This is a genomic window from uncultured Bacteroides sp., assembly GCF_902491285.1.
In the GTDB taxonomy this organism is placed as follows: Bacteria; Bacteroidota; Bacteroidia; order Bacteroidales; family Bacteroidaceae; genus Bacteroides.
On sequence record NZ_CABUHK010000048.1, the window covers coordinates 34,801 to 45,211 of the forward strand.

Consider the following 10,411-nt stretch of genomic DNA (forward strand, 5'->3'; position numbering starts at 1 on the left):
TGTAAATCGTCTAACCGTAAATAAAACAGGTTTTAATATGAAGAAAATATTATTTGTTTGTTTAGGAAATATCTGCCGTAGCTCTACGGCAGAGGGTGTAATGCTTCACTTGATAAAAGAAGCGGGGCTGGAAAAAGAATTTGTAATAGATTCCGCCGGAATCCTGTCTTACCATCAGGGTGAACTGCCGGATAGCCGGATGCGTGCTCACGCAGCACGGCGTGGTTATGAACTGGTGCATCGTTCGCGCCCTGTCCGTACGGAAGATTTTTATAATTTTGATTTAATCATCGGTATGGACGACCGGAATATAGATGACTTGAAAGACAAAGCTCCTTCTCCCGAAGAGTGGAAGAAGATTCATCGTATGACGGAATATTGTTTTCATATTCCTGCTGATCATGTCCCCGACCCCTACTATGGGGGAGCCGAGGGATTTGAATATGTGCTTGATGTACTTGAAGATGCCTGTGCCGGCTTGCTTACTTCTTTAACTCAGGATAGCTGATCCGGGTATGATAAGCAATCTTTAATTTCTCCTTGAATACAGCTTTCACTGTTGCAATGTCCTTGAAAGTGATGGGACATTCTTTGAAATAACCTTCAGTAACCTGGGAGTCGATAATCTTGTCGACCAGGTTGCTGATACTTTCTTCTGTATATTCCGGCAGACTGCGCGAGGCGGCTTCCACTGCATCCGCCATCATCAGGATGGCCTGCTCTTTGGTGGACGGATTAGGGCCGGGATAGGTAAACAACTCTTCATTGGGCTCTTCGTCCGGATGCTCATTCTTCCATGAAATATAGAAATATTTGGTCTTTCCCCGTCCGTGATGGGTACTGATAAAGTCCTTGACGGCTTTGGGCAGATTATGCTTGTCGGCCAACTTTAACCCGTCCGTGACATGATTGATGACAACCTGTGCGCTTTGTTCGTAACCCAGGTTCTTGTGCGGATTGATTCCCCCCGACTGATTCTCTGTAAAGAAAGCCGGATTCTCCATCTTCCCTATGTCGTGATATAAAGCTCCTGTACGCACCAACTGGCTTTTTGCCCCAATGCGGATAGCTGCTTCTGCTGCCAGATTGGCCACCTGCATGGAGTGTTGGAACGTTCCGGGCACAGTCTCGGACATCTGTCTCAACAAATCATTATTTATATTTGAAAGTTCTACCAAAGTCACATTGGAGGTAAATCCGAACGTCTTCTCAAGTAAGAATAGTAACGGATAAGCGAATAGCAATAAGATTCCATTAATAAAGAAATAGGTGTACATCCGTATATTCAATTTCGAAAGGTCATTCGAAAGTCCGTTCTCCGTCATTAGCTCGAAAGCAAAATAAACAGCGGCATAAGTCAGTATGATCAGCAATGCCGTGCGGAAAAGCTGTGATCTCTGCGAAAGTTCCCTTAAACTGAATATCGCTACCATGCCGGCTGCCAGTTGGGTAAGAATAAACTCATGTGGAAAGCGCAGTGATATGGAGCAGATCAATATCGTAATGACATGTGTAAGAAACGCTGTCCTTGAATCAAGGAACACGCGTATAATAATAGGTAGCATCGCATAAGGGATGATATACACGTTAAATATATTATGCGTCACCATAAAGGCCGTGACAATGCTATAAAATACAATCAATGTGAATAGTAATGACAAACTCCCTTTTCGCTGGTAATAATCTTTCCTGAACAGGTCAAGATAAAGCATGAAGCAGAGCATCAGCATACCGACGAACAGAATCTGTCCGCCAATAATCAGGCGGCTCTGTCCCATAGATTCATTGCGCTTGATGGACTCTTTGCGCAGCGATTCCAGTATGTTGTAAGTTTCAGGACTGATGATTTCCCCCCGGTCGATAATCTTTTGTCCGCTGACTACCAGTCCTTTTGCCCAGGAATAGCTGTTTAGCATCTCTTCTTTGGCTGTCTGGGTTCTCTGCTCGTCAAAGGTGAGGTTGGGAGTAATGTACTCATTCAGCGAACATTGTCTGAGAATCTCCCGGTTGAAGTGGATGGAATCTGCTGAAAGCAGGTATTCATATGCTTTTTTCACGGTGTAAATATCGTCTGTCGGGTGCGAATTGGCAAGTTTGTCGTCAATAACCATGATAGACGAAGTACTGTCTTTCTGCAACTGCTGGATATTCTCCGTAGATACAATGCCTGCCTGGTAGATTTCTTTTAGAGTGCGTTCAATGTAGCGCAGGTAATCTATGGAAGGAAGAATTCCTTTCAGGTTCGTGTGGTAGTTCTCTTTCAGTTTGGCTATTGCATCCTTTTCAATTTTCTTGTCAAGCTCATAATAAGGCTGGAAAAGAGACATCAGACTGTCCTGCTCTTTCTTCACCACCGCGTCGTCCTTATAAATAGGAAAGTCGAAAGTAGCTATCAGTTGTCCGTATTTCCAGGGCTTGTTCATGTCAAACTGGTAGTTGAACTTGCCGTCACGCGGCAGGAAATAGACAATCAATGCCACAGTGCTCACAAACAGCAGTGATTTATATAGTAAATCTCTCCGTGAAAAACTCTTTTTCTTATTCAAATGTTCCATATCCACCTAAATTTTTGCGAAAAGTACAAAAAAAAACAATAGTGTGGAAAAAAAGGTTTAATTTTGCCACGATTTACCTATACTAACCCAAATTATGGCAGAAAGAAAAGTAAGAGTTCGTTTTGCTCCGAGTCCTACTGGAGCATTGCACATCGGTGGTGTGCGTACAGCTTTGTATAATTATCTATTTGCACGTCAACATGACGGAGACCTGATATTTCGTATTGAGGATACTGACTCTAACCGGTTCGTTCCGGGAGCGGAAGAGTATATACTCGAATCTTTCAAGTGGTTGGGTATCCACTTTGATGAGGGAGTGAGCTTCGGTGGTGAGCATGGCCCGTACCGTCAGTCCGAACGCCGCGAAATCTACAAGAAATATGTGCAGGTTTTGCTGGAAAATGGAAAGGCATACATCGCTTTTGATACTCCGGAGGAACTGGATGCTAAGCGTGCGGAAATTGCTAACTTCCAATATGACGCATCTACCCGTGGCATGATGCGCAATTCACTGACTATGCCGAAGGAAGAAGTGGACGCGCTGATTGCTGAAGGAAAACAATATGTGGTCCGTTTCAAAATTGAACCGAACGAGGATGTGCATGTGAACGACCTGATTCGTGGTGAGGTGATTATCAATTCATCTATCCTTGATGATAAGGTACTATATAAATCGGCTGATGAACTGCCTACTTACCATTTGGCTAATATCGTAGACGACCATTTGATGGAAGTGTCTCACGTGATTCGTGGTGAAGAGTGGTTGCCTTCCGCACCTTTGCATGTACTGTTGTATCGTGCTTTCGGCTGGGAGGATACGATGCCTGAGTTTGCCCACCTGCCTCTGTTGTTGAAACCGGAAGGTAATGGAAAACTGAGCAAGCGTGACGGTGACCGGCTGGGATTCCCGGTATTCCCATTGGAATGGCACGACCCGAAATCAGGTGAAGTTTCTTCAGGTTATCGTGAATCCGGCTATCTGCCCGAAGCGGTAATCAATTTCCTTGCTTTGCTGGGATGGAATCCGGGTAACGACCAGGAAGTGATGTCGATGGACGAGCTGATAAAGTTGTTCGACCTGCGCCGTTGCAGCAAGTCGGGTGCTAAATTCGACTATAAGAAAGGTATATGGTTCAACCATCAATATATCCAGCAGAAACCGAACGAGGAAATAGCTGAACTGTTCCTGCCTGTATTGAAGGAGCACGGTGTGGAAGTTCCTTTTGAAAAGGTGGTGACTGTAGTCGGTATGATGAAAGACCGTGTTAGTTTCGTTAAAGAATTGTGGGATGTATGTAGCTTCTTCTTTGTGGCTCCTGCCGCATATGATGAAAAGACAGTGAAGAAACGCTGGAAAGAAGACTCTGCGAAGTGCATGACTGAATTGGCGGATGTAATTGCCGGTATCGAGGACTTCAGTATCGAAGGACAGGAAAAAGTCGTGATGGACTGGATTGCTGAAAAAGGCTATCATACAGGTAATATCATGAACGCTTTCCGTCTGACTTTAGTAGGTGAAGGAAAAGGCCCGCATATGTTCGATATTTCATGGGTATTGGGTAAAGAGGAGACGATAGCTCGTATGAAACGGGCGGTAGAGGTTCTGAAGTAATCGACATAGTGCTATGCTTTACAACCTGGCAATAGTCATTTATGACTTTATCGTCCATTTGGCTGCTCCGTTTAGCCGCAAGCCCCGGAAGATGATGAAGGGGCATTGGGTGGTGTATGAACTTCTGCGCCAACAGGTGGAGAAAGGGGAGCGGTATATCTGGTTCCATGCTGCCTCATTGGGTGAATTTGAGCAGGGGCGTCCTTTGATTGAAATGATTCGGGCGAAGTATCCTGACTATAAGATATTGCTGACATTCTTTTCTCCTTCGGGTTATGAAGTGCGTAAGCACTACCGGGGAGCGGACATCGTTTGCTATCTGCCGTTTGACAAACCGAGGAATGTGAAAAAGTTCCTTGATATTGCGAATCCTTGTATGGCGTTCTTTATCAAGTATGAATTTTGGAAGAACTATTTGGATGAACTTCACAAACGCCGTATTCCGGTGTATAGTGTATCGTCTATCTTCCGTCGCGAACAGATATTCTTTAAGTGGTACGGTGGCACTTATCGCAGTGTCCTGAAAGATTTCGATCATTTGTTTGTGCAGAGCGAGGCTTCAAAACGGTATTTGTCGAAGATTGGTATCAATCGTGTGACGGTAGTGGGAGATACCCGTTTCGACCGGGTATTGCAGATTCGTGAAGAGGCTAAAGACCTTCCGCTGGTGGAAAAGTTCAAAGGTGACAATGCCTTTACTTTTGTTGCCGGAAGCTCTTGGGGACCGGATGAAGACTTGTTCCTCGAATACTTCAACAATCATCCGGAAATGAAGTTGATTATTGCCCCGCATGTGATAGATGAGAATCATCTGGTGGAAATAATCAGCAAGCTGAAACGTCCGTATGTACGCTATACCCGTGCCGATGAGAAGAATGTACTGAAAGCTGACTGCTTGATTATAGACTGCTTCGGACTGCTTTCTTCTATTTATCGGTATGGGGAGACTGCTTATATCGGTGGTGGCTTTGGGGTAGGCATCCACAACACGTTGGAAGCTGCCGTATATGGTATCCCTGTAATTTTCGGACCGAAGTATCAGAAATTTATGGAAGCTGTACAGTTGCTCGAAGCAAAAGGCGCTTACTCCATTAAGGATTACGATGAACTGAAAAGTTTATTGGACCGTTTCCGTACGGATGAAGTGTTCTTGCGTGAAACCGGAACGAATGCCGGTTATTATGTGACTAGCAATGCCGGAGCGACGGAGAAGATTATGCATATGATAAATTTCTAAATATAGACCGCCTTTCATGAGGCATTGGTAATCGAATTTATCTCCATGAGGTTGTGTCGAGAGTTAATAGTGATTTGACACACAAACCTCATGGAGTTTTTTGTCATATCTTGCTGTTATCCTGCTATCTATTGATTTCGTGCTTTAATATTTCTTCCAGTTCTTTTCGTGTCACGTGAATGAACCGTTTTACTATCTTTCCCTGCTTGTCTATCACCGGATACATCGGTAATCCTGACATTTGAAAATGTTTCTAGAGATAGCCCCATTGTTTTTCGTTTTGCCAGTAGTGTTCGCCGGAAATGTCATGAGTATCTTCCAAGTCTTTTCTATTGAACTGGGGCCGGTAAGGTAGACGAACGTTACCTCTTCACCCTGTTCCTTTTTGACTGGTTCATATTCTTTAATCATCTTTCGACAACCGCCGCACCAGGTAGCCCAAAAATCGATAAATTGTACTTTCCCTTTGTGGCGGGCAATGAGGGAATCTCGCAACTCCTCTTCCGCTACTTCAGGTGCTTTGCAGATATTGGGTTCTTGGGTGATTGTTTTCCGGCGGGGCTGCATCTGCCGGTTCATGTCTTGGATAATTCCCAGGAAAATTACTCCTCTATTTATACCACTGCGAATACATCAGATAATTGTGTGCAATCTTTTGATTCAGCTCTTTGGCTTGCTCAGGATCTACTTTCTTTATAAATTTGGCAGGTACTCCGCCCCAAATACTTCCAGGCTCGATTACTGTGTTACTTAGGACCAAGGAACCGGCGGCAACAATTGCCCCTTCGCCAACTACAGCATGGTCTAGTATGGTCGACCCCATTCCAACCAAAGCATAATCTTTGATAGTTGCTCCGTGAATGGTAACGTTATGTCCCACGGAAACATGGTCACCGATTTCGATAATTGATTTCTGATATAATGTATGTAGCACGCTCCCGTCCTGTATGTTTACTCCGTTTCCTATTCGTATGGAGTTGACGTCACCACGCAATACGGTATTAAACCAGATACTGCAATCATTTCCTATTTTTACATCTCCTATGATAGTTGCATTATCTGCGAGGAAGCAGTTCTCTCCGATTTCGGGAGTGAATCCCCGTACTGATTTGATTAAAGCCATAAACTATTTGTTTCTAATAAAGTTTTTTATTTAATACAATTGAATGTTGCCTGACACCCGGGTGTCAGGACGTCTGAGACCCGGGTCTTGGATAGCCTGAGATCCGGGTGTCGGGTATGCTGACATCCGGGTGTCAGGCAAGGTCTGTTTAAATGGAAGCAGTCGCCTCTTGTAGCCAGACTTTTTCTTCTTCGCAAAGATTCGGAGATAGTTTCTCGTAGACAGTCTGATGGTAACTGTTCAGCCATCCGATTTCTTCATTTGTCAGCATCTCCTTGATTATCCCTTTCTTACAGATTGGGCATAGGGTAATTGTTTCAAACTTGAGATAATCTCCGAACATACCTTCTTTATCTTTACAAACTAGCGTCAGGTTTTCTGTGCGTATTCCGTGACTTCCGGCTTTATAAACTCCCGGTTCGTTAGAAGTAACCATGCCCGGTTGTAATACAACGGGGTTTTCGTTCATGCGGATACTTTGCGGGCCTTCGTGTACGCTGAGGAAATGACCGACTCCATGCCCTGTGCCATGAAGGAAGTTCATTCCGTGATTCCAAATTGGCATACGGGCCAATACATCGAGTTGAGCGCCTCGAGTGCCGGCGGGGAACTTTGCCATCGCTAGCGCAATATGCCCCTTTAATATTAAGGTATAATCTGTTTTCTCTTCCTCGGTAAGCTCTCCTAACGCAATAGTTCGGGTGATGTCGGTGGTACCGTCCAAATATTGGGCTCCCGAATCTAATAGTAGAAATCCTTTTGGCTGGAGTGTTACATCACTTTCTGGTGTTGCCGAATAATGTACGATTGCTCCGTGCTCTCTGTATCCTGCGATAGTGTCGAAACTTTCCCCCATATAAAGAGGTTGGGCAGCTCTGAACTCATGTAGTTTTTTGTCTACACTTAATTCCGTTTCTTTACCGGAAGGGACTGTTTCTTCCAACCATTTGAGGAACTTCACGAGTGCCACGCCGTCCCGTTGCATGGCAGCATGGATACCGGCTATTTCTTGTTCATTACGAATCGCTTTTAATAATGCCACAGGAGACTCTCCACGAACAATCAAACACTTAGGATTGATGGCGGAATAAATTGCGAAATTTGTTTTCTTGGGGTCGATGAGGATGTTCTTGCCGGTAAAACTGTTTAGAAAGCTTTCTACTTTGTCATAATCGTGCAGGTTTACGTGCTGTTCTTTTAAGTAAGACTCCACCTCTCGCGTGACTTTTTGGGGCGAAATAAAATAAGTCACTTCATCCTGAGTGATTAGTAAATAGCTGATTACAACCGGATTGCAATGTACGTCACTTCCCCGCAGATTGAGTGTCCATGCTATTTCGTCCAAAGCGGATAAGAATAAAGCATAAACTCCTTTTTTCTTCAACTCTGCACGGATAGTGGAAATCTTTTCTTTACAACTTTTTCCTGCATAGTTAATATCGTAGATGAAAGCCGGGGAATCGGGAATGGAAGGACGGTCTTTCCATATACTTTGTAATGGATCGCCAAATATATCGAGCCGTAACTGATGTGCTGCAAGTTCTCCTTTCATCTGCTCTACTTGTTGTACGGAGAACATTTTCCCGTCTATGCTGACAGATTCGTCGGGTTTTAAGTTCTGGCAGAGAAATTCTGTGATGCTTGGGGTTTCCGGCAACATCTCTTTATATAAGGTAATGCCACTGCCTTCCAGCTCTTTCTCAGCTTGTAGAAAATAACGGGAGTCTGTCCATAGTCCGGCTTTATCCATTAATACGGTGACGGTTCCTGCAGAACCGGTAAATCCAGAAATCCATTCGCGGGACATCCAGTGGGGGGCTACATATTCGCTCAGGTGCGGATCGGTGCTGGGGATGATAAACGCCTTGATATAGTTGGGGTTGAATGTCATGCGCAGCGCGTGCAATCTCTCTTTTATGCTCTGTTTCATACTTTATTATATTATTTTAGGTACATAAGTGACTCAAAGGTACTAACTTTCTACGTTTAATGGCTTGTTTATGAATAGTTTTTGAGAAATATTTGCCGAAAGTTTTGTGAATAAAGAAAGTATGTGTAATTTTGCGGCGCAATTTGACTGCGGAAATTTTTAACCAATAACATATTAATAATAACAAAATGATTGTAGTACCTGTAAAAGAAGGCGAAAACATTGAAAAAGCGCTGAAGAAGTTCAAAAGAAAATTTGAAAAGACTGGCATTGTAAAAGAGTTGAGAAGCAGACAACAGTTTGATAAACCGTCTGTAACTAAAAGACTTAAGAAAGAACGTGCAGTTTACGTACAACAACTTCAGCAAGTAGAAGATTAATAATTCGTAATTTCCTTTGAATTATTGAATTCTTTTCATACATTCGTTGCACGATTTTAGATGTAGCGATATTATGTTGATAGAAGCTTTTCTTGATTATCTCCGGTACGAGCGGAATTACTCGGAAAAAACCGTTCTTGCGTACGGTGAAGATATAAAGCAACTACGGGAGTTCGCTCAAGAAGAGTATGGAAAATTTGATCCGCTAGAGGTAGAGGCTGAACTGATTCGTGAATGGATTGTTTCATTAATGGATAGAGGATATACCTCCACTTCTGTAAATCGTAAGCTAAGTTCGCTCCGGACGTTTTATAAGTATCTTTTAAAACAGGGTGAAACGACTGTGGATCCTTTATGTAGAATAAAAGGACCTAAGAACAAAAAGCCGTTGCCTGTGTTTTTGAAAGAAAGCGAAATGGATCGGTTGTTGGATGATACGGATTTTGGCGAAGGGTTTAAAGGCTGTCGGGATCGGTTGATTATCGAGGTGTTTTATGCTACCGGCATGAGACTTTCGGAATTGATAGGTCTGGATGATAAGGATGTGGATTTTTCGGCTTCTCTTCTGAAAGTGACCGGGAAAAGAAACAAGCAGCGATTGATACCGTTTGGTGAAGAACTGCGGGATTTGATGCTCGGGTATATCGACATAAGAAACGAAACGATTCCGGTGAGGTCGGATGCTTTTTTTGTAAGAGAAAACGGTGAACGGCTTTATAAGAATCTAGTCTATAATTTAGTGAAACGGAACCTGTCAAAGGTGGCGACGCTGAAAAAAAAGAGCCCTCACGTGTTGAGGCATACTTTTGCTACCACAATGCTGAATAATGAAGCGGAGTTGGGTGCGGTAAAAGAACTTTTGGGACATGAGAGTATAACAACTACCGAGGTCTATATGCACGCTACATTTGAAGAACTTAAAAAAGTGTATAAACAAGCTCATCCAAGAGCTTAAAAACAAGGAGGTAAGTATGGATATTAGAATTCAATCAATTCACTTTGATGCGTCAGAGCAATTGCAGGCATTTATTCAAAAGAAAGTGTCTAAGTTGGAAAAATATTACGAAGATATAAAGAAAGTAGAGGTGTCATTAAAGGTAGTTAAACCGGAAGTTGCTGAAAATAAAGAAGCGGGTATTAAGATTCTTATTCCAAATGGAGAGTTTTATGCAAGCAAGGTGTGTGATACATTTGAAGAAGCAATTGATTTGGATGTGGAAGCATTAGGCAAACAGTTGGTTAAATACAAGGAAAAACAACGTAACAAATAAAAAAAGCGCAAATATTTTGCGGAAAAGAAATAAATGACTAAATTTGCAGCCGTTTCGCTCGCATTGGAACGTGACGGTTGCATTTTTTAAGCAAGAATGCCTCTTTAGCTCAGTTGGCCAGAGCACGTGATTTGTAATCTCGGGGTCGTTGGTTCGAATCCGACAAGAGGCTCAAAAGAAGAAGAACAAAGATAGAACATCGATTCTTGTCATATTGTTTGATTTTGGTTCTTTTATTTAATGAATTCAAGGGCAAATACCAGAGTGGCCAAATGGGGCAGACTGTAAATCTGCTGTCTTTCG

The 10,411-nt window shown here is 43.1% G+C and carries 10 protein-coding genes and 1 tRNA gene; 7 read left to right on the top strand and 4 right to left on the bottom strand.

The annotated features are described in order from the left end of the window. Positions 1-37 precede the first annotated feature (37 nt). Positions 38-508 (top strand): low molecular weight protein-tyrosine-phosphatase, encoded by a 471-nt coding sequence (locus tag RDN93_RS13200; protein ID WP_308745957.1) that lies wholly within the window; start codon positions 38-40, stop codon positions 506-508. Here RDN93_RS13200 and RDN93_RS13205 read toward each other — a convergent pair. Then, a complete protein-coding gene (locus RDN93_RS13205) occupies positions 483-2,555 on the bottom strand; it encodes an HDIG domain-containing metalloprotein (protein ID WP_308745958.1) in 2,073 nt (690 codons plus the stop codon). The genes RDN93_RS13200 and RDN93_RS13205 overlap by 26 nt on opposite strands. Before the next feature lie 94 nt (positions 2,556-2,649). Here RDN93_RS13205 and gltX point away from each other — a divergent pair, with 94 nt between their 5' ends. Both gltX and RDN93_RS13215 read left to right on the top strand, forming a co-directional pair. Further along, positions 2,650-4,167, top strand: coding sequence for a glutamate--tRNA ligase (gene gltX / locus RDN93_RS13210; RefSeq protein WP_308745959.1), 1,518 nt, complete (start codon positions 2,650-2,652; stop codon positions 4,165-4,167). Between the two features lie 13 nt (positions 4,168-4,180). Next, positions 4,181-5,404: a glycosyltransferase N-terminal domain-containing protein gene (locus tag RDN93_RS13215; protein WP_308745960.1), complete on the top strand. Its 1,224-nt coding sequence runs from the start codon at positions 4,181-4,183 to the stop codon at positions 5,402-5,404. A 213-nt stretch (positions 5,405-5,617) separates the two neighbouring features. Here RDN93_RS13215 and RDN93_RS13220 read toward each other — a convergent pair whose 3' ends face one another. The 3 genes from RDN93_RS13220 to RDN93_RS13230 all read right to left on the bottom strand — a co-directional run bounded on the left by RDN93_RS13220 (position 5,618) and on the right by RDN93_RS13230 (position 8,457). Further along, positions 5,618-5,983 (bottom strand): thioredoxin family protein, encoded by a 366-nt coding sequence (locus tag RDN93_RS13220; protein WP_308745961.1) that lies wholly within the window; start codon positions 5,981-5,983, stop codon positions 5,618-5,620. A 31-nt stretch (positions 5,984-6,014) separates the two neighbouring features. Further along, positions 6,015-6,527 carry a gamma carbonic anhydrase family protein gene (locus tag RDN93_RS13225; RefSeq protein WP_308745962.1) on the bottom strand — a complete coding sequence of 171 codons (513 nt, stop codon included), beginning with the start codon at positions 6,525-6,527 and terminating at the stop codon, positions 6,015-6,017. Between the two features lie 148 nt (positions 6,528-6,675). Beyond that, a complete protein-coding gene (locus RDN93_RS13230) occupies positions 6,676-8,457 on the bottom strand; it encodes an aminopeptidase P family protein (RefSeq protein ID WP_308745963.1) in 1,782 nt (593 codons plus the stop codon). A 188-nt stretch (positions 8,458-8,645) separates the two neighbouring features. Here RDN93_RS13230 and rpsU point away from each other — a divergent pair, with 188 nt between their 5' ends. From rpsU to RDN93_RS13250, 4 genes are all read left to right on the top strand, one after another. Continuing rightward, positions 8,646-8,837: a 30S ribosomal protein S21 gene (rpsU, locus tag RDN93_RS13235; protein WP_002558090.1), complete on the top strand. Its 192-nt coding sequence runs from the start codon at positions 8,646-8,648 to the stop codon at positions 8,835-8,837. 73 nt (positions 8,838-8,910) lie between these two features. Further along, entirely contained in the window at positions 8,911-9,792 is an 882-nt protein-coding gene (locus RDN93_RS13240) for a tyrosine recombinase XerC (RefSeq protein WP_308745964.1), read from the top strand. Positions 9,793-9,808: 16 nt separating this feature from the next. Continuing rightward, positions 9,809-10,108, top strand: coding sequence for a ribosome hibernation-promoting factor, HPF/YfiA family (hpf, locus tag RDN93_RS13245; RefSeq protein ID WP_217931251.1), 300 nt, complete (start codon positions 9,809-9,811; stop codon positions 10,106-10,108). Positions 10,109-10,206: 98 nt separating this feature from the next. Then, positions 10,207-10,280 (top strand) — tRNA-Thr (locus RDN93_RS13250). The last annotated feature ends 131 nt before the right edge of the window (positions 10,281-10,411 follow it).

Excerpts from the sequence above, each read along its gene's own strand:
- RDN93_RS13240 (WP_308745964.1), top strand. The coding sequence starts at position 8,911 with ATGTTGATAGAAGCTTTTCTTGATTATCTCCGGTACGAGCGGAATTAC.
- hpf (WP_217931251.1), top strand. The coding sequence starts at position 9,809 with ATGGATATTAGAATTCAATCAATTCACTTTGATGCGTCAGAGCAATTG.
- RDN93_RS13205 (WP_308745958.1), bottom strand. The coding sequence starts at position 2,555 with ATGGAACATTTGAATAAGAAAAAGAGTTTTTCACGGAGAGATTTACTA.
- rpsU (WP_002558090.1), top strand. The coding sequence starts at position 8,646 with ATGATTGTAGTACCTGTAAAAGAAGGCGAAAACATTGAAAAAGCGCTG.
- RDN93_RS13220 (WP_308745961.1), bottom strand. The coding sequence starts at position 5,983 with ATGAACCGGCAGATGCAGCCCCGCCGGAAAACAATCACCCAAGAACCC.
- gltX (WP_308745959.1), top strand. The coding sequence starts at position 2,650 with ATGGCAGAAAGAAAAGTAAGAGTTCGTTTTGCTCCGAGTCCTACTGGA.
- RDN93_RS13225 (WP_308745962.1), bottom strand. The coding sequence starts at position 6,527 with ATGGCTTTAATCAAATCAGTACGGGGATTCACTCCCGAAATCGGAGAG.
- RDN93_RS13200 (WP_308745957.1), top strand. The coding sequence starts at position 38 with ATGAAGAAAATATTATTTGTTTGTTTAGGAAATATCTGCCGTAGCTCT.
- RDN93_RS13215 (WP_308745960.1), top strand. The coding sequence starts at position 4,181 with ATGCTTTACAACCTGGCAATAGTCATTTATGACTTTATCGTCCATTTG.
- RDN93_RS13230 (WP_308745963.1), bottom strand. The coding sequence starts at position 8,457 with ATGAAACAGAGCATAAAAGAGAGATTGCACGCGCTGCGCATGACATTC.